This is a genomic window from Streptomyces sp. ERV7 (genome assembly GCF_001653515.1).
In the GTDB taxonomy this organism is placed as follows: Bacteria; Actinomycetota; Actinomycetes; order Streptomycetales; family Streptomycetaceae; genus Streptomyces.
The window spans coordinates 774,221-793,729 of the sequence record NZ_LYOY01000040.1 but is presented as its reverse complement, the minus strand read 5'-3'; the positions used below and the strand labels follow the sequence as shown (position 1 = coordinate 793,729).

The 19,509-nt window shown below is 71.4% G+C and carries 23 protein-coding genes and 1 pseudogene; 10 read left to right on the top strand and 14 right to left on the bottom strand.

Annotation, left to right across the window (positions count from 1 at the left end):
• Positions 1-172 precede the first annotated feature (172 nt).
• Complete coding sequence (locus tag A8W25_RS35590; protein WP_067162767.1) at positions 173-556, top strand: cold-shock protein; 384 nt, start codon at positions 173-175, stop codon at positions 554-556.
• Here the strand turns inward: A8W25_RS35590 and A8W25_RS18160 are convergent.
• Genes A8W25_RS18160 through A8W25_RS18145 form a run of 4 tightly spaced genes read right to left on the bottom strand, consistent with a single transcriptional unit; the run spans position 553 to position 3,926 of the window.
• Positions 553-1,413 carry a 1,4-dihydroxy-6-naphthoate synthase gene (locus tag A8W25_RS18160; RefSeq protein ID WP_067162765.1) on the bottom strand — a complete coding sequence of 287 codons (861 nt, stop codon included), beginning with the start codon at positions 1,411-1,413 and terminating at the stop codon, positions 553-555. The two genes, A8W25_RS35590 and A8W25_RS18160, sit on opposite strands and share 4 nt — an antisense overlap.
• Positions 1,406-2,044: a futalosine hydrolase gene (locus A8W25_RS18155; RefSeq protein WP_067162763.1), complete on the bottom strand. Its 639-nt coding sequence runs from the start codon at positions 2,042-2,044 to the stop codon at positions 1,406-1,408. Before A8W25_RS18155 ends, A8W25_RS18160 begins: the two co-directional genes overlap by 8 nt.
• A 13-nt stretch (positions 2,045-2,057) precedes the next feature.
• Entirely contained in the window at positions 2,058-2,552 is a 495-nt protein-coding gene (locus tag A8W25_RS18150) for a hypothetical protein (RefSeq protein WP_067162761.1), read from the bottom strand.
• 27 nt (positions 2,553-2,579) lie between these two features.
• Positions 2,580-3,926 carry an MFS transporter gene (locus A8W25_RS18145; RefSeq protein WP_067162758.1) on the bottom strand — a complete coding sequence of 449 codons (1,347 nt, stop codon included), beginning with the start codon at positions 3,924-3,926 and terminating at the stop codon, positions 2,580-2,582.
• A 290-nt stretch (positions 3,927-4,216) separates the two neighbouring features.
• Between A8W25_RS18145 and A8W25_RS18140 the strand changes: the two genes are divergently transcribed.
• Positions 4,217-5,131, top strand: a complete 915-nt coding sequence (locus A8W25_RS18140; RefSeq protein WP_079126161.1) for a DUF3027 domain-containing protein — start codon at positions 4,217-4,219, stop codon at positions 5,129-5,131.
• Positions 5,132-5,196: 65 nt separating this feature from the next.
• On the opposite strand, the gene A8W25_RS18135 is transcribed toward A8W25_RS18140, so the two are convergent.
• Complete coding sequence (locus tag A8W25_RS18135; protein WP_067162754.1) at positions 5,197-5,469, bottom strand: DUF2530 domain-containing protein; 273 nt, start codon at positions 5,467-5,469, stop codon at positions 5,197-5,199.
• Positions 5,470-5,709: 240 nt separating this feature from the next.
• On the opposite strand from A8W25_RS18135, the gene A8W25_RS18130 reads away from it, so the two are divergent.
• The gene (locus A8W25_RS18130) at positions 5,710-7,158 is read left to right on the top strand and encodes an NCS2 family permease (protein ID WP_067162752.1); all 1,449 of its coding nucleotides are present in this window, start codon (positions 5,710-5,712) and stop codon (positions 7,156-7,158) included.
• A 22-nt stretch (positions 7,159-7,180) separates the two neighbouring features.
• Here A8W25_RS18130 and A8W25_RS18125 read toward each other — a convergent pair whose 3' ends face one another.
• Entirely contained in the window at positions 7,181-7,363 is a 183-nt protein-coding gene (locus A8W25_RS18125) for a ribbon-helix-helix protein, CopG family (protein ID WP_067164194.1), read from the bottom strand.
• A 157-nt stretch (positions 7,364-7,520) separates the two neighbouring features.
• Between A8W25_RS18125 and A8W25_RS18120 the strand changes: the two genes are divergently transcribed.
• The 3 genes from A8W25_RS18120 to thpR are packed head-to-tail and all read left to right on the top strand — an operon-like array spanning position 7,521 to position 9,940.
• Positions 7,521-7,964: a MarR family winged helix-turn-helix transcriptional regulator gene (locus A8W25_RS18120; RefSeq protein WP_067162750.1), complete on the top strand. Its 444-nt coding sequence runs from the start codon at positions 7,521-7,523 to the stop codon at positions 7,962-7,964.
• A gap of 31 nt (positions 7,965-7,995) precedes the next feature.
• Positions 7,996-9,345, top strand: coding sequence for an MFS transporter (locus tag A8W25_RS18115; protein WP_067162748.1), 1,350 nt, complete (start codon positions 7,996-7,998; stop codon positions 9,343-9,345).
• A gap of 31 nt (positions 9,346-9,376) precedes the next feature.
• Positions 9,377-9,940 (top strand): RNA 2',3'-cyclic phosphodiesterase, encoded by a 564-nt coding sequence (gene thpR / locus A8W25_RS18110; RefSeq protein ID WP_067162746.1) that lies wholly within the window; start codon positions 9,377-9,379, stop codon positions 9,938-9,940.
• Between the two features lie 4 nt (positions 9,941-9,944).
• On the opposite strand, the gene A8W25_RS18105 is transcribed toward thpR, so the two are convergent.
• The 6 genes from A8W25_RS18105 to A8W25_RS34425 all read right to left on the bottom strand — a co-directional run bounded on the left by A8W25_RS18105 (position 9,945) and on the right by A8W25_RS34425 (position 15,818).
• Entirely contained in the window at positions 9,945-11,099 is a 1,155-nt protein-coding gene (locus A8W25_RS18105) for an acyltransferase family protein (RefSeq protein ID WP_067162744.1), read from the bottom strand.
• Between the two features lie 221 nt (positions 11,100-11,320).
• Positions 11,321-13,222 carry an MFS transporter gene (locus A8W25_RS18100; RefSeq protein WP_067162742.1) on the bottom strand — a complete coding sequence of 634 codons (1,902 nt, stop codon included), beginning with the start codon at positions 13,220-13,222 and terminating at the stop codon, positions 11,321-11,323.
• Between the two features lie 22 nt (positions 13,223-13,244).
• Entirely contained in the window at positions 13,245-14,003 is a 759-nt protein-coding gene (locus A8W25_RS18095; RefSeq protein ID WP_067162740.1) for an SDR family NAD(P)-dependent oxidoreductase, read from the bottom strand.
• Positions 14,003-14,386, bottom strand: coding sequence for a hypothetical protein (locus A8W25_RS18090; RefSeq protein WP_067162738.1), 384 nt, complete (start codon positions 14,384-14,386; stop codon positions 14,003-14,005). The genes A8W25_RS18095 and A8W25_RS18090 overlap by 1 nt, the downstream gene beginning before the upstream one ends.
• Positions 14,383-14,868 (bottom strand): hypothetical protein, encoded by a 486-nt coding sequence (locus tag A8W25_RS34430; protein ID WP_067162736.1) that lies wholly within the window; start codon positions 14,866-14,868, stop codon positions 14,383-14,385. Before A8W25_RS34430 ends, A8W25_RS18090 begins: the two co-directional genes overlap by 4 nt.
• Complete coding sequence (locus tag A8W25_RS34425) at positions 14,865-15,818, bottom strand: WD40 repeat domain-containing protein (RefSeq protein ID WP_234386493.1); 954 nt, start codon at positions 15,816-15,818, stop codon at positions 14,865-14,867. The genes A8W25_RS34430 and A8W25_RS34425 overlap by 4 nt, the downstream gene beginning before the upstream one ends.
• Before the next feature lie 68 nt (positions 15,819-15,886).
• Here A8W25_RS34425 and A8W25_RS18075 point away from each other — a divergent pair, with 68 nt between their 5' ends.
• Positions 15,887-16,582, top strand: coding sequence for a GDSL-type esterase/lipase family protein (locus tag A8W25_RS18075; RefSeq protein WP_067164193.1), 696 nt, complete (start codon positions 15,887-15,889; stop codon positions 16,580-16,582).
• Here the strand turns inward: A8W25_RS18075 and A8W25_RS18070 are convergent.
• Positions 16,579-17,091 carry a carboxymuconolactone decarboxylase family protein gene (locus tag A8W25_RS18070; protein WP_067162734.1) on the bottom strand — a complete coding sequence of 171 codons (513 nt, stop codon included), beginning with the start codon at positions 17,089-17,091 and terminating at the stop codon, positions 16,579-16,581. The two genes, A8W25_RS18075 and A8W25_RS18070, sit on opposite strands and share 4 nt — an antisense overlap.
• A gap of 23 nt (positions 17,092-17,114) precedes the next feature.
• Here A8W25_RS18070 and A8W25_RS18065 point away from each other — a divergent pair, with 23 nt between their 5' ends.
• The 3 genes and pseudogenes from A8W25_RS18065 (at position 17,115) to A8W25_RS18055 (ending at position 18,713) form a co-directional block, all read left to right on the top strand.
• Positions 17,115-17,657: a MarR family winged helix-turn-helix transcriptional regulator gene (locus A8W25_RS18065; RefSeq protein ID WP_067162732.1), complete on the top strand. Its 543-nt coding sequence runs from the start codon at positions 17,115-17,117 to the stop codon at positions 17,655-17,657.
• Between the two features lie 62 nt (positions 17,658-17,719).
• Positions 17,720-18,268: pseudogene (locus tag A8W25_RS18060) on the top strand (aldo/keto reductase); the annotation flags it as partial.
• A gap of 4 nt (positions 18,269-18,272) precedes the next feature.
• Positions 18,273-18,713 carry an ankyrin repeat domain-containing protein gene (locus tag A8W25_RS18055; protein ID WP_067162729.1) on the top strand — a complete coding sequence of 147 codons (441 nt, stop codon included), beginning with the start codon at positions 18,273-18,275 and terminating at the stop codon, positions 18,711-18,713.
• On the opposite strand, the gene A8W25_RS18050 is transcribed toward A8W25_RS18055, so the two are convergent.
• On the bottom strand, positions 18,701-19,441 hold the full coding sequence (locus tag A8W25_RS18050; RefSeq protein WP_067162727.1) for an SDR family NAD(P)-dependent oxidoreductase: 741 nt from the start codon (positions 19,439-19,441) through the stop codon (positions 18,701-18,703). The genes A8W25_RS18055 and A8W25_RS18050 overlap by 13 nt on opposite strands.
• Between the last annotated feature and the right edge of the window lie 68 nt (positions 19,442-19,509).

Here is a 19,509-nt window from a genome sequence, read left to right as displayed (position 1 = left end):
CGGTCAGGGTAGTTCCCTGCCCGTAAGGACCTGCCGGGACGTCTTGTCAGCAGCCTCTGGACCATTAGCCTTGGTGTCGGCGGGTCCGAAGGCGACCCGCTGCAGTGCTATCCAGAGCCGTTTTCCGCGGCGACCCGCGCACCCAACGACGAGTACGAGGACGAGGACAGACGTGCCTACCGGCAAGGTCAAATGGTTCAACAGCGAGAAGGGCTTCGGCTTTCTCTCCCGCGACGACGGCGGCGACGTCTTCGTGCACTCGTCAGTGCTCCCCTCCGGAGTGGAGACACTCAAGCCCGGCCAGCGCGTCGAGTTCGGCGTCGTGGCGGGCCAGCGCGGTGACCAGGCTCTCTCGGTGACCGTCCTCGACCCGGCCCCCTCCGTCGCCGCGGCCCAGCGCCGCAAGCCCGACGAACTGGCCTCCATCGTCCAGGACCTGACGACACTGCTGGAGAACATCACGCCGATGCTGGAGCGCGGCCGCTACCCCGACAAGGCCGCGGGCAAGAAGATCGCCGGACTGCTGCGGGCGGTGGCGGACCAGCTCGACGTCTAGTCCACGAACCTGAGCGCGTCGCGGCCGAGCGGAGGCACCAGCCCCTCGGCCGCGGCCCGTGTCAGCAGCCCGCGCACCGCCGCGTAGCCGTCCTCGCCCAGATCGTGCGTGAACTCGTTGACGTAGAGCCCGATGTGCTGGTCGGCCACCGCCGGGTCCATCTCCTGGGCGTGCTCCCGTACGTACGGCCGGGAAGCCTCCGGGTCGTTCCAGGCCATGCGGACGGACGTACGGATGACCTCGGCCAGCTCCCGCAGCCGCGCCTCGCCGAGCGAGCGGCGGGCGATGATCGCGCCGAGCGGGATGGGCAGCCCGGTGGTGGACTCCCAGTGCTCGCCCATGTCGGCGAGCGAGTGCAGCCCGTACTCCTGGTAGGTGAACCGGGCCTCGTGGATGACGAGTCCGGCGTCGACCTTGCCGTCGCGCACGGCGGGCATGATCTCGTGGAACGGCATCACGACGACCTTGCCGACCCCGCCGGGCACCACGTCGGCCGCCCAGAGCCGGAAGAGGAGATACGCCGTCGAGCGCTCGCTCGGGACAGCGACGGTCCTGCCCGTGAGGTCGACACCGGCCTCACGCGTCAGCACCAGCGGGCCGCAGCCGCGGCCGAGCGCCCCGCCGCAGGGCAGCAGGGCGTAGTCGTCGAGGACCCACGGCAGTACGGCGTACGACACCTTCAGGACGTCGAAGTCGTTCTCGGCCGGACCGCGTTCGGCGACGCCGTTGGTGATGTCGATGTCCGCGAAGGTGACGTCGATGTCCGGCGCGCCGGGGACGCGGCCGTGCGCCCAGGCGTCGAAGACGAACGTGTCGTTGGGGCAGGGCGAGTAGGCGATGCGCAGCGGCTCAGTCATGACCGTTCCAACTCTCCAGTACGGGCGGGAGCTTCCCGAAAGCGTCGGTGAGTGCGCCGAGCGCGTCCCCGATCCGCCAGGCGGAGCGGTCGCGCGGCCCCACGGCGTTGGAGACGGCCCGGATCTCCAGGACGGGCACCCCCTGCTGGGCCGCGGCCTCCGCGACCCCGAACCCCTCCATCGCCTCGGCGGCGGCCCCGGGATGCCGGGCGGCGAGCTCGGCGGCGCGGGCGGCGGTGCCGGTGACGGTGGAGACGGTGAGGACGGGCCCGTACACGGCCCCGGTGGCCTCCGCGATCGCCCGCGCCGTCCGCTCGGGCGGCAGATGGGCGGAGCGCCCGAACCCGAGCGCCTCGACATCCAGATATCCCTCGGGCGTGTCGGCCCCGAGGTCGGCGGCGACGATCCGGGACGCGACGACGAGCGCGCCGACGGGCGCGGTGGGCTGGAACCCGCCCCCGATCCCGGCGGAGACGACCAGGTCGTACGGGGTACGGGACAGGGCGGCACCCGTCGCCGCCGCGGCCGCGGCGGGGCCCACCCCTCCCACGAGGACGTCGAGGGCGGCCGGGCACGCCCGTGTGACCGCGTCCCGCTCGGCGGGTACCGCGGTCACGACCAGGACGCGCATGCCGGCCGTCGTCTCAGCTGTCGTCGCGCTTGAGCGTGAAGCTCCACACCGACTTGGGCTTGTTGTCGTCGTTGACCTGAATGATGTTGATCTTCTTGGTCTTGGGCGCGGCGCCCTGCCCGCCCGTCGCGAAGACGTCCGCGTTGGGGAACGAGCGGTAGGTCTTGTTGGACGGCTCGGTGATCGGGTTGCCGTCGAGGACCGCGACCCACTTGTCGCCGTGCTCCACGACCTCCGGGTCGACGCCCAGGCGCAGGGTCGAGCCCGGCGAGTACTTGATCGTCTTGGACGTCTTCACATTGCTCAGGCAGGTGGTGAGCTTTTCGTCCGACAGCGCCTTGCCGTCGTTGCGGCAGGCGGCCTCGGCGGTCACCGAAGTCGTCCCGACCGTCACGGTCGCGAGGGGCGTCGGCTTGTCGCAGGCGGAGAGGACGAGGAGGCCGACGGAGACAGCGCCCAGGGCGATGCCGGCCCGGCGGGCCTTACCAGAGGTGAACGAGGCGGTCATGAGCCGAAGGCTATCGGTCCCCCGGGATCACGCCACGCGCGGGTGTGGCGTGCCGCGCCGCCCGGAGCTCAGCAGCCCCCGTACGGACGTGGCCGCGCCCACCGCCAGCAGCCCCGCCGCGACCGACATCCCGAGCACGCCGTTGAGCGGCAGCACGATCCCTATGGCGCCGCCGAGCACCCACGACATCTGGAGCGCGGTCTCCGAGCGGGCGAACGCGGAGGTGCGCACCTCCTCGGGCACATCGCGCTGGAGCATCGCGTCCAGGGACAGCTTCGCCAGCGCCTGGGTGAACCCGGCGGTCGCGCCGAGCACCGCCATCAGCAGCCCGCTGAAGAACGCCGCCGCGCACACCGCCGCGCCGAGCGCGGCGAGCAGCGCCATCACGATGATGACCTCCGGGCCCCGGGAGCGCAGCAGCGAGCCCGCCGCCGTGCCCAGCGCGTTGCCGACGCCCGCCGAGACGCCGACCACGGCGAGCGAGACGGCGGCGCTCTGCCCGGCCAGCGGGTGCTCGCGCAGCAGGAACGCCAGGAAGAAGATCAGGAAGCCGGAGAGGGAGCGCAGGGCGGCGTTGGCGATCAGCCCGTTCAGCACGGAGGAGCCGACCGTGCGCAGACCGGGCTTGCGCGCGCCGTGGTCGACCAGCTGGGCCTTGCGCTCGCCCTTGGCCGAGTCCACCTTGTGGTCCAGCGTGAACGCCAGGAAGGTGCCCGCCACGAAGACGCAGAACGCCCCGTAGAGCGGCCACTCGGGCCCGACGTGCTGGAGCCCCGCGCCGATCGGGGCCGCCGCGGCCGTCGCGAGCAGCCCGGCGAGTGTGACCCGGGAATTAGCTTTGACCAGCGAGAACCGTGGTGGCAGCAGCCGTGGCACGACCGCGCTGCGCACCACTCCGTACGCCTTGGACGCCACCAGGACGCCCAGCGCCGCCGGGTACAGCTCCAGGCCGCCGGTGGCGACCGCGCCCGACATGGTGAGCGCGAGGAGCGCCCGCGCCAGCATGGCGCCCGCCATCGCGGCGCGCCGGCCGTGGGACATCCGGTCCAGCAGGGGGCCGATCACGGGGGCCAGGAGGGTGAACGGGGCCATCGTGATCGCCAGATACAGCGCGACCCGGCCGCGGGCCTGGTCGGTCGGGACGGAGAAGAAGACGGTGGAGGCGAGGGCCACGGTGATCATCACGTCGCCGGCGCCGTTCACGGCGTGCAGCTCGATGAGTTTGCCCAGGCCCGACTCACCGGCGCCGTGCGCGTGGGTCGCCTTTCGGATGGAACGGGCGGTGCCCGTGATGGGCAGGTGCAGGGCTCGGCCGACCGTCCGCCCCGCCCTGCGGAGGGGACCGGTCTCGTCGGTGGACCTCGCGGTAGCCACTCAGTCATAGTGCCCCAACCCTGTCTGACCATGACGTACCGACGGGGATTCGGACCGGCAGGTGGGCCACGGGCCGTGAAGGGGGTAGCGTGACAGGCGCGCCGCCCGCGGCTGCTCATGGCCGCGCGCCTCTCCGCGATCCCGCAGAATGGATGGCGAAAGGCGCGCCCCTGACAGCTCACGGCCCGGGCGCGGACGTCGACGCGGCCCCCTGGTCCGCTCCGTCCGCGACTCGCCCGTACGCGGTCCCCGGCGCACCCGTGAGACGGCGTAGGAGAGAAGCGAGACCTGTGAGTGCTGCGACGACGCGAAGCCGTACCCCCGACCGCCTGTGCGCCGAAGCGGTCGACCTCGCCCGGGAGGCGGCCGAAGAGGCCGCTGCGCCCGGGGTGGTCGGAGAGCACGTATCGGCGGTGGCCGAGGGTGACCGGGTCGTCACGCACTTCTTCGAGTGCAAGGAGCCGGGGTACCGGGGCTGGCGCTGGGCGGTGACCGTCGCGCGGGCCTCCCGCGCGAAGCTGGTCACCCTCGACGAGACGGTCCTGCTGCCCGGTCCCGACGCGCTCCAGGCGCCCGAATGGGTGCCGTGGAGCGAGCGGCTGCGTCCGGGTGACATGGGGCCCGGCGATCTGCTGCCCACCGAGGCGGACGATCTGCGCCTGGAGCCCGGCTACTCGGACGAGGACGCGCCGCCGCCCAACTCCGTGGTCTCCGTCTCCGGGGAGCTGGCCGAGCGGGTCGAGGCCGAGGACGCGGAGCTGGTGTCCCGGCCGGACGCGTCGCGCGGCTCCATCGCGTCGCTGGCCGAGGAGCTCGGTATGCGCCGGGCGCGGGTCCTGTCCCGCTACGGCCTGCACGCGGCGGCGGACCGCTGGGACGAGTCCTTCGGCGCGAAGACCCCGATGGCCCAGGCGGCCCCCGCGTCCTGCGTGTCGTGCGCCTTCCTGGTCCCGCTGGCCGGGTCCCTGCGGCAGGCCTTCGGCATCTGCGCGAACGAATTCGGTCCGGCGGACGGGCGTGTCGTGTCCCTGTCCTACGGCTGCGGCGGCCACTCGGAGGCGGCCGTCATGCCGAAGCCGCCGCGGCCGTCGCCGCCGGTCCTGGACACGCTGGGCGCGGACGCGCTGCCGCTGCGGCCCGCGGCGGACAGCGGCTCGGTGGAGGCGGCGGGCGACGAGTCGGCGGAGGACCTGGGCCACTCGTAGCCCACCGGGGGTTCGGCCCCACCCCTGCCTCTACCGTCCGCCCCCGCCGCCCGCTCCTGTCGCGCCTAGAGCTTCTCGGCCTCGGCCGGCCCCGCCGCCGCGTGCCGCTTGAGGGCCGCGTCGCGCCCTCGTACGTACCAGATGCCGATCAGGCCGAGACCGCCGCCGGCCAGACACGTCCACACCCACCACAGGTGCCCGTGGTCGTCGAACCAGCCGTAGAACGGCAGCTGGACGAGGAAGAGGACGAACCAGAGGATCGTGCCGCCGGTGATGGTGGCGACGACGGGCCCTTCCAGGGGCTCCGGCGCCTCGTGCTTCGGGGTCCACTTCTCCATGCGATCAGTGTAGGGGGACGCTTCCGGCGGCCCAGCGGCCCTCTCGGAGGTCCTCGGAGCCCGGGCGCCCCTTGTGTCTACGCGCGGAGATAGCGATCTTTGCCTTATGTATTCATACTGAAACGGCTTACGGCTGACTCGTTTTGTTCGTTGAAACGTCCAAAGAGGTTCGGGTCAGGGTCGCTTTTTCGTATCTCCCTGCTCTCCGCTCCCCGCCCCGTCTCAAAACTGAGGTTCCGCATGTCCCCCTCGGCCACCGCCAAGGTCGACGCCACCCAGCCTGCCCCGAAGCCGCCGGCCAACGCGGTGGACCGCTACTTCAAGATCTCCGAGCGGGGTTCCACCCTCGGCCGGGAGATCCGCGGCGGCTTCGCCACCTTCTTCGCGATGGCCTACATCATCGTGCTGAACCCGATCATCCTCGGCAGCGCGAAGGACATGTACGGTCACCAGCTCGACGGCGGCCAGCTGGTCACCGCCACCGTGCTGACCGCCGCCTTCACCACGCTCCTGATGGGCGTCATCGGCAATGTGCCGATCGCGCTGGCCGCCGGGCTCGGCGTCAACACCGTGGTCGCCCTCCAGCTGGCGCCCCGGATGAGCTGGCCCGACGCGATGGGCATGGTCGTCCTCGCGGGCTTCGTGGTGATGATCCTGGTCGCCACCGGGCTGCGCGAGCGGGTGATGAACGCGGTCCCGCTGGGGCTGCGCAAGGGCATCGCGATCGGCATCGGCCTGTTCATCATGCTGATCGGCCTGGTCGACTCGGGCTTCGTCTCCCGTATCCCGGACGCCGCCCACACCAGCGTCCCGCTCCAGCTCGGCGGCAACGGGCATCTGCTCGGCTGGCCGGTCCTGGTCTTCATCCTCGGCGTCCTGCTGACCCTCGCACTGCTCGTCCGCAAGACGCCGGGCGCCATCCTCATCTCCATCGTGGCGATGACCGGGCTCGCGATGATCCTCGACGCGGTCGCCACCGTCCCGTCCTGGGGCCTGACCACCCCGAAGTGGCCCGGCAACCCGGTCGCCGGCCCCGACTTCGGCCTGGTCGGCGAGGTCAGCCTGTTCGGCGGCTTCGACAAGGTCGGCGTGCTGACCGGCGTCCTGTTCGTCTTCACCGTGCTGCTGTCGTGCTTCTTCGACGCCATGGGCACGATCATGGGCATCAGCGACGAGGCCGGGCTGACCGACGCCGAGGGCAACATGCCCGGCATCAACCGGGTGCTCTTCGTGGACGGCATCGCGGTCGCGGCGGGCGGCGCCTCGTCCTCCTCCGCCACCACCTGTTTCGTGGAGTCCACGGCGGGCGTCGGCGAGGGGGCGCGCACCGGCTTCGCCAACGTGGTCACCGGCGGACTGTTCACGGTCGCGCTGTTCCTGACCCCGCTCGCCACCATGGTCCCGTCCCAGGCCGCCACCCCGGCGCTGCTCGCGGTGGGCTTCCTGATCCTGTCCGGCTCGATCCGGCAGATCGACTGGGACGACTGGACGATCGCGATCCCGGCGTTCGTGACGATGGTGATGATGCCGTTCACGTACTCCATCACCAACGGCATCGGCATGGGCTTCCTCACCTTCACGCTGCTCCGCCTGGTGGCGGGCCGCGGCCGCGAGGTGCCGGTGGCGATGTACGTCGTGTCGGCGGTGTTCGCCTTCTACTACCTGATGCCGGCCGTGGGCCTGACGTAGCCGGCCCCTGGGCGGGGCGGTGCTAGGCCGCCCCGTAGAACTTCTCCGTCTCATCGACCGCGGCGTTGAACCGCTCGTCGAAGTCGTCGCGAATGAGCGTCCGGACCACATAGTCCTGGACGCTCATTCCGCGTTTGGCGGCATGCTGCCGGAGCCGTTCGAGCAGCTCACCGTCTATCCGCAGGCTGAGCACGCTGGTCCCCATGGGACGAGGGTCGCCGCAGGCCCCGCCCCGGTGCGTCACTTTTCCGATAGCTCTCACTCATTCGGGTGATGTGTGTAGTGGTGTGTGGCGGCCGTTACGGCGCGCCGGTGGTACTCGGGCTGGTATTTAGCCAGAGTAATGAGTTATTCTAACGAACATGTCTGACCTGCCCCACGACAGTGACGCCGACGTCGCCGCCGTGAACTCCCTCCGCTCCGCGGTTATGCGCCTGAGCCGACGCCTGAAGCACCAGCGCGTCGACGAGTCGCTGAGCCCCACCGAGATGTCGGTGCTCGGCACCCTCTTCCGCTGCGGCTCGGCCACCCCCGGTGAGCTGGCCCGCAAGGAGCACGTCCAGCCGCCGTCGATGACCCGCATCGTCGCGTTGCTGGAGGCGAAGGGCCTGGTCAGGCTGGAGCCGCACCCCGACGACCGCCGCCAGAAGGTGGTCAGCCAGACCGAAGAGGCCGAGGCGATGCTCGAAGAGAGCCGCCGAAAGCGCAACGCCTGGCTGGCTTCCCTCGCGGAAGGCCTGGACGAGGACGAGTGGGCGAAGCTGCGCGCCGCCGCACCCGTACTGGAGAAGCTCGCACACCTGTGAACTGACCGCGCAGAATAGGAGGCGAACCCCTTTGAGTACGGGATCCGGAGCAGACTCCGCCCCCGCACCGAAATCCACCCACGACACCGCTGCCGCCGGCAGCACCCGACGGGGGACCTTCTCCTCCCTCGCGATCCGCAACTACCGGCTGTTCTTCTCCGGTGCCATCGTCTCCAACATCGGCACCTGGATGGCGCGGATCACCCAGGACTGGCTGGTCCTCCAGATCACCGGCTCCTCGGTGGCGGTGGGCATCACCACCGCCATGCAGTTCCTGCCGATGCTGCTCTTCGGGCTGTACGGCGGCGTCATCGCCGACCGCTTCGCCAAGCGGAGCATCCTCTTCGTGACCCAGAGCGCGATGGGCCTCGGCGGTCTCTTCCTGGCGGCCATGACGCTCTCCGGCCACGTCCAGGTCTGGCACGTCTATGTGACCGCGTTCTTCACCGGCCTGGTGACGGTCGTCGACAACCCGACCCGCCAGTCCTTCGTCTCCGAGATGGTCGGCCCCGACCAGGTCCGCAACGCGGTCAGCCTCAACTCGGCCAACTTCCAGTCGGCCCGGCTCGTGGGCCCCGCGGTCGCGGGTGGAGTGATGGCGGCGGTCGGCCCCGGCTGGGCGTTCCTCGCCAACGGCCTCTCCTTCCTGGCACCGCTGGCCGGCCTCGCCCTGATGCGTACGGCCGAACTGCGGCCCACCAAGCTCGCGCCGCGCGGCAAGGGCCAGCTCCGCGAGGGCCTGGACTACGTCTCCAAGCGCCCGGAGCTGATCTGGCCGATCGTCCTGGTCGGGTTCGTCGGCACCTTCGGCTTCAACTTCCCGATCTGGCTCAGCGCCTTCGCCCATGACGTCTTCCACGGCGGCTCCGGGATGTACGGCCTGTTCAACAGCCTGATGGCGATCGGCTCCCTGATCGGCGCGCTGCTCGCGGCCCGCCGGGGCACCACGCGTCTGCGGCTGCTGGCGGGGGCGGCAGGACTGTTCGCGATCATCGAGGTCGCGGCGGCGATGGCGCCCGGCATGGTGCTCTTCGTCGCGCTCCTGCTCCCGATCGGCGTCCTCGGCCTGACGGTGAACGTCACGGCCAACGCCTCCGTCCAGATGGCCACCGACCCGGAGATGCGCGGCCGGGTGATGAGCCTGTTCATGATGGTCTTCACCGGCGGCACCCCGCTGGGCGGCCCGCTCTTCGGCTGGCTCACGGACGAGTACGGCGTACGGGTCAGCCTCGCCCTGGGCGGACTGATCTGCGCGGTCGCGTCGCTCGGTGTCGGTCTGATGCTGGCCCGTGCGGCGAACCTGCGGCTCAAGGTCGATCTGCGGCGCGGCCGCCGGCACCTGGAGTTCGTCCCGAGGGAGCAGCTGGCCACGGCGGCGTGACGAGTCCTTCCCCCGGGGCAAGACTGGTCCCATGAGACTCTTCGTGGCCGTGCTGCCCCCGCCGCCCCGGCTGGCCGAACTCGGCGTGTCGGTGGACGAGTTGCACGCCCTGCCCGGCGCGGACCGGCTGCGCTGGGCGGGCCGCGACGACTGGCACCTCACGCTGGCGTTCCTGGGCGAGGTGGACGAGGCGCTGCTGCCGGACCTCCACGCCCGCCTGGCCCGGGCCGCCCACCGCACCCCGCCCTTCGAGCTGCGGCTGCACGGGGGCGGCCGGTTCGGGGACAAGGTGCTGTGGGCGGGCGTCGCGGGCGCGATCGACGCGCTGCGTCTCTTGGCCGAACGGTCGGACGCGGCGGCCCGCCGCGCGGGCATCCCGATGGACGAACACCGCCGCTACCACCCCCACCTCACCCTGGCCCGCAGCCGGGCGGGGTCCGACCTGCACCCGTACGTCGACGCGCTGACGCCCTTCGAGGGCACGGCATGGCAGACGGAGGAGCTGGTCCTGGTCCGCAGCCGGCTGCCGGTCACCGGGGTGGTGGGGGAGCCGCCCCGGTACGAGGTGGTGGGGGTGGCGGCCCACCTGCGCTGAAAGGTCAGCGTGGCCAGGGACGCTCGGCCACGTCCTCCCCTTCGGAGTGATCCGCACCGCTCGGCCGGCCCGAGCAGGTTCGGGCCGGGCACTCCCGGCAGGCCGCCCGGTGGTTCGCGTTGCGGCGCGGGCGGCGCCGGGCCCAGTGACGCATCACCGGGCGTTCCACACCGATATACAGCAGCCAGGACAGGAGTAGCGCGATCGCGAACAGCGGTGCCAGTACGACCACTTGGTCCACCAGGGCCAGACCGCTGAAGTGCGGGATGCCGAGCAGCTTGGTGCCGTAGTCGATGACCGGCTTGTGCACCAGATACAGGGCGAACGAGATCTCACCGAGCCGTACGAGGTAGGGGTGGCGCAGCGGGGAAGGGCGCCCCTCGACGTCCGCGACCGCGCCCGCGCAGATGAGCATGCCGATCGGGATGACCGTGGCGGCGGCGAAGGAGTACAGGCCGGATCCCATCGACAGCCAGTAGCCCAGTACGAACAGGACCGTGGCGGGCGCCATGCCGAGCTGTATCCACTTTCCCGCGGCGACGATGCGCGCCAGGACCATGCCGAGGGCGAACTCGAAGGCCCTCGCGAGCGGGAAGAATCCTACGAACCAGGCGTCGTTGTCGAGGTAGGGGAGCAGCGGGGACATCGGCTTGCCGTTGGGGACGAAGTGGTCGGCGACGACCGGCAGGGCGAAGATCACCGCGATCAGTGCCGCGGCCGCCCACCACAGGTATCTCGGGGGTACGCGGCGGAGTTGTGTCAGCAGCAGCGGAAAGGCGAGGTAGAAGAACATCTCGCAGGAGAGGGTCCAGCTCACGGGGCTGATGGCCGTCGTGAGGTTGAATCCGGGAATCCACGACTGGGTGAGTGTCGCCGTGGGGAGGATCTGGGCGGTGACGATCGCTTTCCCTGTCAGCAGCATGAGACCCGCATGGGCCGCTCCGACAAGGAGGTGGTTGGGGAAGATCTTCACCGCCCGCGCGCGCCAGACGGCCCGGGCAGGGGTGCCGGGCCTGGCCGACCAGGTGAGGACGAAGCCGCTGAGGACGAAGAAGAACGAGACGCCGACCTGGCCGAGGTTGCGCCAGAAGTCCGGGTTCCCCCGGATGTAGAGGGAGAAGTGGCACAGCACGACGGCGGCCGCGGCCACGAACCGCATTCCGGTGAGTGTGGGAAGCCTGTGCGCGGGGCGTTCAGGCGCCGCTGGAGCTGTGCTGTGCGGGGTGAGTTCCTGGGGGACGGGCATGAGGGGTTCCTCCGTCTCGGGAGTGGGTTGGTTGGTCCGTTGGCTGGTGGGGTGTTTTTTGAGGGGTGGGGGTTTGAGGTGGTGCTCCAGCCCGGTCCCGTGCGATGCGTACGGTCGCGGCACGGGACGGGAGGTCATAGGGGGACCTGAGGACGCCAGGTTCTTCCGCCGGGGCGGGGTGCTGTGGCCCACTGGCTGTTCTGCGCCGTGATCGCCTCCTGGACGGTGGTGGCCAGTCCGGTAGGTGTGTGCGCGGGGCCGTCGGCGCCGAGATGCCGCCGCAGGGTCCGCCGCAGCTCCGCCGCCGCGTCGCGGGACCCGCCCGCCGGGCGGGTCGGCAGGCGCAGTTCGTGGCCGACGGCCGCGGCCAGCCCAGGGGTGTCGTCACACACCACGTACTGGACGGATGCGAGGTTGAGGCCGTGGGCGTGCAGCCCGCTCAGCAGGCGGGACCAGGCGAGGGAACTGTCGGCGCCCGCCACTTCGAATCCGATGACCTCGCGGCGCCCGCGCGCGGCGACCCTGGTCGCGGTGAGGATCTGAACGGCCTGGTAGCCGTGGTGTTCCTGGACGACGGCGGGCAGAGTGTCGAGCCGTACCCACGCCGTACGGCGTGGGTGCAGGGGCCGCCGGCTGCGTGCGGGAGCGAGCGTCGCGGCGGCGACGGCGGCGAGGAACAGGACGCCGGATGTCAGGAGCGTAGTGGTGTGCAGGGCGGCGGCGTAGTCGACCGCCCGGCTTGCCCCGCCGGTGGGCCCCGGGTCGGCCGACTCCTGTGCGGCCGAGGCTGTCTGACGGCTGATCAGCGCACCGACGGCGGCGCCGCCGAGGATGCCGCCGACCTGACGGCTGGTGTTGAGGAGGCCGGACGCCGGGCCCGCGTGCCGGCTGTCGACCGCGTCCATGGCGATTTTGGTGAGCGGGGCGAGGGCGGCGCCGATGCCGAGATCCGCCAGGAGCATCGCCGGGAGCAGCTCCCAGGGGTCCATCCCCGGGCGGGCCTGCGAACCCACCACGGCGAGCCCGTACGCGTAGGTCAGCAGGCCGCCGATGACCAGGGGTTTGCCGCCGATGCGGTCGGCGAGGCGGCCGGAGACGTGCGCGGCCGCGGCGGCGGCGAGCGGGGTGGGCGCGGTGAGGAGGGCGGACTGCAGCGCGGTGAGGTGCAACTGCTGTTGCAGGAGGAGCGCGATCGGGGTGGCGCTGCCGATGACCGCGAAGTGGACGGCCGCGCCGATGCCGTTGGCCACGGCGAAGTCACGCCGGGCGAACAGTGCGCGCGGCAGAAGGGGGGAGCGGGTGTTGCAGCGTTGCTGTACGAGGAACAGGACCAGGCAGGCGACTCCCGCGCACAGGGCCTGTCCGCGCAACGGGCGTCCGCTGCCCAGCAGTGCGAAGGTGAGGGTGGTGAGCCCGATCGTCACCAGGGCCAGACCGAGCGGGTCCGTGCCCCGGCGCTCGTCGGGGGTCGGCGCGGGGAGCAGGGCGAGGGACAGGAGGAGCACCGCGACGCCGACGGGCACGTTGACCATGAAGATCCACTGCCAGCCGACGCGGGTGACCAGGAGTCCGCCGAGGAGGGGGCCCGCGACGATCGACAGTCCCATGACACTGGTGAGTGCGCCGAAAGCGGCTCCGCGTCGGCGGGCGGGGAAGAGCACGGCGACGAAGGCGCCGATCTGCGGCGTCACCAGGGCCGCACCGAGCCCCTGGAGGGCGCGCCAGGCCAGGAGTTGGCCGATGCTTCCGGCGCAGCCGCACAGGGCGGAGGCGGTGGTGAACAGGGCGAGTCCGGTGAGGTGGATCCGCCGGGGGCCGTAGCGTGTGCCGAGGCGTCCGGCCGGGATCATGAAGACCGCGTAACTGATCAGATAGGCGTTGACGACCCAGAGAACCTGGTCCAGGTCCGCGGCCATCCCCCGCATCATCGCCGGGATGGCCACGTGCACGATCGTGGTGTCCAGCATGATCATGAAGAAGCCTGTGCACAGGACGCCCAACGCGACCCAGGGCGCCCGGCCGTGGTCCTCGTCCATCACGACTCCTCGCGTAAGAGCGTCACAGGGCGGTGAAGCCGCCGTCGACGACGATTTCGGTACCGGTGATGAAGGAGGCGGTGTCACAGACCAGGAATCGCACAGCCGCCGCCACTTCGTCCGGGTGCGCCGGGCGGCGCAGGGGGGTGCGTGCGGTGACGTCGCTGAGGAACTCCCGGGGCACGGTCGCCGTCATGGGGGTGGCGACCATGCCGGGGGAGACGCTGTTGACCCGGATGCCGGAGGGGGCCAGTTCGACGGCGGCCGCGCGGCTCATGGCCCGCACGGCGCCCTTGGCGGCGTGGTAGGCGAAGGCGGCGCCCGATCCGACCATTCCGTAGATGGAGCTCACGTTGACGATGGAGCCGCCCCCGGCGGACCTCAGACACGGGGCGGCGGCCCGCATCCCCAGCCAGGTGCCGCGCTGGCAGGTGTCCACCACGCGGTCCCACTCCTGGTCGGTGCAGCTCTCCAGTCCGTGGATGCCGAGTGTGCCTGCGTTGTTGACGAGGACGTCGAGGTGGCCGAAGCGGCGGCGGGCGAACCGGGTCGCCCGCTGCCAGGAGTCGGGGTCGGTCACATCGAGGGGGTGGCCGACCGCGTTGCCCGTGGTGCGGCCGCTGTTGAGTTCGCTCGCCGCCGCCCGGCAGGCGTCCCCGTCGAGGTCGGTGACCACGACGCCCATGCCCTGGTCGAGCAGGGCTCGGGTCACGGCCCCTCCGATGCCGCCGAGTGCCCCGGTGATCAGAGCGATCCGGCGGTACGGCTGTGGCGCGTGCATCACCGCTCCCCACCGGCCGGGAACCAGGCGAGGGCCGCCGCGTACCCGCGAGCGTGCGTCAGCGAGATGCGGGGGTTGGCCAGGCCGTGGTCGGCCATCCACTGCGCGAGCGCACCGCGTACGCGCAGGGTGGGTGCCTCGTCCGAGGCGCGCCGGATCTCCATGTCCTGCCAGGGCGGCGGCCCCGGCCAGCCCAGGAGCCGCGCGGCCGCCTCCTTGGCAGCCTTGCGGGCGGACAGGTGCTCCTCGGCACGGGCCAGGGAGTGCGCGTAGGCGCGTTCGGTGTCGGTCAGCCAGTCGGTCCAGCGGGGGTCGTCCCGCTCCGGGCACTGCTGCGGCGGGCTGATGCGGACGACCGGGCCCGCGGTGGTGTGGTGGTTCATGCCGCCTCCTCGGACGCGGCGCTCTCCTGCCAGGGGGCGAGGACCAGGGAGACGTAGGTCCCTCCCCAGTTGGCGGCGGTCACCACACACGCCTTGCCGACGGCCTCGGCAGCGGAGTCGAGATACGGGCGCAGCCCGTCAAGAGGCTCTGAGAGGCCCGGGATCCGCGGGCTCCAGCCGGTGCGCAGGGTCTCGGTGGCGCAGACGGCCGACATCAGTGCCGAGGTGCTGGGCACGTGTCCCGTGTACGGGCTGAGGTTGCTCAGCCGGACCGTGCCCGGCTCCCACACCTGGGTGACCGCGGCGGCTTCGGCGCGGTCGATCGCGGCGGTGCCGCGGGCGTCGCCGAAGACCGTGCCCACGTCCGAGGCCGGTACACCGCCGTCGGCCAGGGCCCGCCGGAAGCTCTCCGCCCAGGCCTCGCCCGAGGGGTCGTTGCCCGCCACGCGATGGGCGTCGCTGGTGATGGCGTGTCCCTTCACCTCGGCGAGGATGGTGGCTCCGCGTGCCAGCGCGTGCTCCAGTGACTCGACGACCAGCGCCGTGCTGCCCGCCCCGAGGGCCGCGCCGGTGGGGGTGGCGCTGTAGGGGCGTCCGACGGGGACTTCCCGCCCCCCGCGACGGCGACCCGCGCCACCGGACTCCGCTCCCCCTCGCTCCCGAAGAGCAGCGCCTTCCCGTCCGGGGTGTACGTGACGGACTCGGCCTGGCGCATCAGCGGGGCCGAGACACCGTGCCGCGTCCCCAGCTTCCCGCCCTTCCAGTCGTACTCGGCCGCCCAGAAGTACCCGCGCAGCGCCAGCTTCGTGCCGTCCGGGGAGAAGGCGCCGTCGGTGACCCACGGCACGTCGTCGATCCGCCGGAAGACGTTCGTCCCGGCCGTGGAGAGCCGCTCCGGGCCCTCGTACAGCCCGCCGCCGCCCTCCTTCTTGGAGGCGATGTAGAGGCGGCCCGTCTTGGGGTGGACCATCAGCGCCTCGGCGTTGCGCGGCCCGTCGGCGTACTTCACCACGTACTGCGTCGCCTTGACCGTCGCGTCCTTCAGCCGGGCGGGCTCGGGGAACTTGTAGATCCAGACGTTCTTCCAGGTGCCGCCGAGATTGTCCCCGATGTCGCCGACGTACACGTTCCCGTCCGAGCCGACCGAGATCGCCTCGACGTCGCGCGGGCGCCCGACGCCGGTCATGGTGATCCTGGCGACGGTCTCGCCGGTCTTCGAGTCGATGGCGTAGACGTACGGCCCGTCGTCGCTGTCGTTGTGCGTCCAGTAGATCCCAGGGTGGGTCCGGCTGGCGGCGAGGCCGCTGGACTCCTTGATCCGGGGATCCTTGATCGTGAAGTCACCGTCGTCGGCGGCGGCCGCGGCGGCCCCCAGCACGACGAGCCCGGCGGCCGTGGCGGCGGACAGAAGCGAACGCATCGGGAAACGCATGGCACCAAGTGTCCATCGTCACGTGGCAGCCCGTCGAAGCCGCCCAGGTGATCCGCCATCATGGCCCCATGCGTTTCATGTTCGTCGGCGACTCCATGACCATCGGACGCGCCGGCGACATCACCTGGCGCTACCGGATGTGGCAGCACCTGAGCACGTCCTTCGACGGCCCCTTCGAGATCGTGGGGCCGCGCACCGAGCTGTTCGACACGGAGGCCGGGGCGCCGCTGTCGTACGCGTACGGCGCGGAGGACTTCCCCGCACCGGCCCGGCGCCACCTCTCGGGCTGGGGCGAGGGCTGGCTGCACATGGCCCCGCTGATCGCCGGGGCGGCGACCGAGGCGCGGGCGGACGTCCTGCTGGTCTCCCTCGGCCTCATCGACCTCGGCTTCTACACGGACAGCGACCAGACGGCGGCCAACGTCCGCGCCTTCGTGACGGCGGCGCGCACGGCGAACCCGGCCGTCCGTATGGTCCTGCTGCCGGTCATCCCGAACATACGGGCCGAGTCGGACACCCCCTTCGCGGCCGAGGTCACCCGCTTCAACGAACTCCTCGCGAAGGCGGTGGCGGACCTGGACCAGCCCGCCTCGCCGCTGCTGCTCGCCTCGCACCCGCCGGCGTACGACATCCACGAGGACACCTACGACGGCACCCACCCCTCGGCCTCCGGCGAGCACAAACTGGCGGCGGCGTTCGCGGACGCGATGCACCAGGGGTGGGGGCTGGGGGGCGCGTACGCCGCGCCTGTGGCGGCCGCCTAGTGTGACGCGCCCGTCAGCCGGTTGGCGAACGTCGACACGGTGTACGTGCCGATGCCCAGGACGACCTCCAGGGCGTTCTGGCGGGTGTACCCCTGGGCCAGGAACGCGTCCAGGCCGGCGTCCGGGACCGCGCCCGAGGTGGCGTACACGGCGAGCGTGAACTCCCGTACGGCGTCGAGGCGTTCGTCGGTCAACGGCTTCCCCTCCCGAAGCTCTCCGATCAGCTCGTCCGGCGCGCCGAGCCGGCGCAGCCGGGCGGTGTGCATGTTCACGCACAGGGCGCAGTCGTTACGGGTGGCGACGGTCATGATCACCACTTCGCGGGCGACCGGTTCCAGCGTGGTGCGCTCGAAGAGGGCGCTCATCTTCAGGAAGCCCTCCAGTGTGTGCGGCGAGGTGGCCAGCCGGGCCACGGCCGGGGAGAGGTGGCCGAGGTGCTTGACCGTTCCCTCCATCGCGCGGCGCGACTCGACGGGGGCGGACTCCAGGGTGTGCTCGATGAATGCCATACGCGTGCTCCTGCACCCCTAAGATGGACAACGTGGTTGACGATAAGAAGGTAAACCAGGTTGTCGATTCGCGCAACGGAGAAACTGCCGGGACCGGGAGCGGTGGCACCCCCGGCTACGAGCTCCCCCTGCTCCTCCTCGCCGGTTTCCGCTCCCTCATCGACCGCCTCCACGCCGAGCTGGCCGAGCAGGGCCACCCGGACCTGCGGCCCGCGCACGGCTTCGCGCTCCAGGCCATCGGCGCCGCCGGGGCGACCGCGAGCGAGATCGGCCGGCGCCTCGGCGTCTCCAAGCAGGCGGCCGGCAAGACCGTCGACCGCCTGGAGTCACTGGGCTACGCCGAACGAGCCGACGACCCCACCGACGCCCGCCGCAAGATCGTCCGCATCACCCCGCACGGCCTGGACGCACTGTCCCGCTCGGCGGCCGTCTTCGACGAACTGCGCGCCGACTGGGTCCGCACACTGGGCCCCGGCCCGGTACGGGAGATGGAGACGTCGCTGCGCACGGTGGTACCACCGGAGGCGTTCCGCCTGGACGCGTCGAGCTGGTTCGCGGGATCCTGACCGCTTTCCGCGACGGAACCCCCCTTGCTTCGAGCGCACTTCAACAGCTTCGCTGGTGCCTCATGGAGTACACGCAGCTCGGACGCACCGGACTCAAGGTCAGCCGCCTCGTCCTCGGCACCATGAACTTCGGCTCGCTCACGGCCGAGGCCGACAGTCACGCGATCATGGATGCCGCCCAGGACGCCGGCATCAACTTCTTCGACACCGCCAACATCTACGGCGTCGCCGAACACAAGGGACTCACCGAGGAGATCGTCGGGTCCTGGTTCGCGAAGGGCGGCGGTCGCCGGGACAAGACCGTCCTGGCCACCAAGGGGTACGGGAACATGACCCCGGACGGCAGCCCCTGGAACACCAGCGACTGGCCCAATGACAACAAGCTCTCCGCGCTCAACATCCGGCGCTCGGTGGAGGCCAGCCTGAAGCGGCTCGGCACCGACTACATCGACCTCTACCAGTTCCACCACGTCGACCGTCAGACCCCCTTCGAGGAGATCTGGCAGGCCATGGACGTCCTCGTACAGCAGGGCAAGGTGCTGTACGTCGGCACCTCCAACTTCCCCGGCTACGTGGCTGGTCCAGCCACGCGCCGGGCGACTAACCTCGGCCGCCATGAACCATCGCCGGCGCAAGAAGCTGTCTGACCGTCTCTTCGGGGCGATCGCGGTGGGTGATGCGGCCCGTGTCAGGGCGGTTCTGCGGGCTGGGGCCGATGCGGAGGGCGCGGACAGGGAGGGCACGACTCCTCTGTACGAGGCGGCGGTGAACGGGCGGGCCGAGATCGCCCGCGTACTACTGACGGCCGGGGCCGCCCCCGACGCGGAGAGCGGCGGCCCCGGCGCGGAGGGCACGCCGCTGTGTGCGGCGGCGTGCTGGGCGCACGTCGAGACGGTACGGGTCCTGCTGACGCACGGCGCCGATCCGAGCCTGCGGGAGGACGGCGGGACGGGTTGGTCGCCACTGGAGTGGGCGCTGCACGGGTCGCACGCGGAGACGGCGGCGCTGCTGGGGAGTGCGGGTGCGCGGCGGGGACGGGGCGGTCAGGCGGTGTAGCCGCCGTCCACGGCGAGGGCGGTGCCGGTGACGTAACGCCCGCCGGGCCCCGCCAGGTAGGCGACGGCGGCGGCGATGTCGTCGGCGTTGCCGTAGCTCCCCAGGGCGGTGAGGGAACGCTGGAAGTCGGCGGTCTCCCCGGCGGCGGGGTTCATGTCGGTGTCGATCGGTCCCGGGTCGACGAGGGTGGCGGTGATCCCACGCGGCCCGAGCTCCCGGGCGAGTCCCTTGGTCAGCCCGACGAGCGCGGTCTTGGCCATGGCCTGGAGGACGAAGTTCGCCCCGGGAACGCGCCCGTTGAAGCACGACCCGATGCTGATGATCCGCCCGCCGTCGCCCATGTGCCGGGCGGCGGCCTGCGCGGCGAGGAACACGGACCGGACATCGACGGCGAGGACGCGGTCGAGTTCGTCGACGGATACGTCGTCGAGTGGGCCATAGGTGAGGAAGCCGGCGTTGTTGACGAGGATGTCGATGCGGCCGAGCGCCCGTACGGTCCGCTCGACGGCGTCGGCGGCGGCGGTCGGCTGCGTGAGATCGGCCTGGATGACGAGGGCCCGGCCCCCATCCGCCTCGATGTCCTTGGCCACGGCCCGGGCCTGGTCCACGGCCTGTACGTAGGTGAGCGCGACGGCGGCCCCTGCGGCGGCGAGGCGCTTGGCTATGGCGGCGCCGATGCCACGGCTGCCGCCGGTGACGAGGGCTACTTTGCCGGTCAGGTCACTCATTTGGTGTGCCTCCTAGTACGCGACGGGCTTGCGGTGTGACGTTTTGCGATGCCGGGATCGTAGGAGTT

Excerpts from the sequence above, each read along its gene's own strand:
- A8W25_RS18160 (WP_067162765.1), bottom strand. The coding sequence starts at position 1,413 with ATGACTGAGCCGCTGCGCATCGCCTACTCGCCCTGCCCCAACGACACG.
- A8W25_RS18155 (WP_067162763.1), bottom strand. The coding sequence starts at position 2,044 with ATGCGCGTCCTGGTCGTGACCGCGGTACCCGCCGAGCGGGACGCGGTC.
- A8W25_RS18150 (WP_067162761.1), bottom strand. The coding sequence starts at position 2,552 with ATGACCGCCTCGTTCACCTCTGGTAAGGCCCGCCGGGCCGGCATCGCC.
- A8W25_RS18135 (WP_067162754.1), bottom strand. The coding sequence starts at position 5,469 with ATGGAGAAGTGGACCCCGAAGCACGAGGCGCCGGAGCCCCTGGAAGGG.
- A8W25_RS18130 (WP_067162752.1), top strand. The coding sequence starts at position 5,710 with ATGTCCCCCTCGGCCACCGCCAAGGTCGACGCCACCCAGCCTGCCCCG.
- A8W25_RS18125 (WP_067164194.1), bottom strand. The coding sequence starts at position 7,363 with ATGGGGACCAGCGTGCTCAGCCTGCGGATAGACGGTGAGCTGCTCGAA.
- A8W25_RS18120 (WP_067162750.1), top strand. The coding sequence starts at position 7,521 with ATGTCTGACCTGCCCCACGACAGTGACGCCGACGTCGCCGCCGTGAAC.
- thpR (WP_067162746.1), top strand. The coding sequence starts at position 9,377 with ATGAGACTCTTCGTGGCCGTGCTGCCCCCGCCGCCCCGGCTGGCCGAA.
- A8W25_RS18105 (WP_067162744.1), bottom strand. The coding sequence starts at position 11,099 with ATGCGGTTCGTGGCCGCGGCCGCCGTCGTGCTGTGCCACTTCTCCCTC.
- A8W25_RS18100 (WP_067162742.1), bottom strand. The coding sequence starts at position 13,222 with ATGGACGAGGACCACGGCCGGGCGCCCTGGGTCGCGTTGGGCGTCCTG.
- A8W25_RS18095 (WP_067162740.1), bottom strand. The coding sequence starts at position 14,003 with ATGCACGCGCCACAGCCGTACCGCCGGATCGCTCTGATCACCGGGGCA.
- A8W25_RS18090 (WP_067162738.1), bottom strand. The coding sequence starts at position 14,386 with ATGAACCACCACACCACCGCGGGCCCGGTCGTCCGCATCAGCCCGCCG.
- A8W25_RS34425 (WP_234386493.1), bottom strand. The coding sequence starts at position 15,818 with ATGCGTTTCCCGATGCGTTCGCTTCTGTCCGCCGCCACGGCCGCCGGG.
- A8W25_RS18075 (WP_067164193.1), top strand. The coding sequence starts at position 15,887 with ATGCGTTTCATGTTCGTCGGCGACTCCATGACCATCGGACGCGCCGGC.
- A8W25_RS18070 (WP_067162734.1), bottom strand. The coding sequence starts at position 17,091 with ATGGCATTCATCGAGCACACCCTGGAGTCCGCCCCCGTCGAGTCGCGC.
- A8W25_RS18065 (WP_067162732.1), top strand. The coding sequence starts at position 17,115 with ATGGACAACGTGGTTGACGATAAGAAGGTAAACCAGGTTGTCGATTCG.
- A8W25_RS18055 (WP_067162729.1), top strand. The coding sequence starts at position 18,273 with ATGAACCATCGCCGGCGCAAGAAGCTGTCTGACCGTCTCTTCGGGGCG.
- A8W25_RS18050 (WP_067162727.1), bottom strand. The coding sequence starts at position 19,441 with ATGAGTGACCTGACCGGCAAAGTAGCCCTCGTCACCGGCGGCAGCCGT.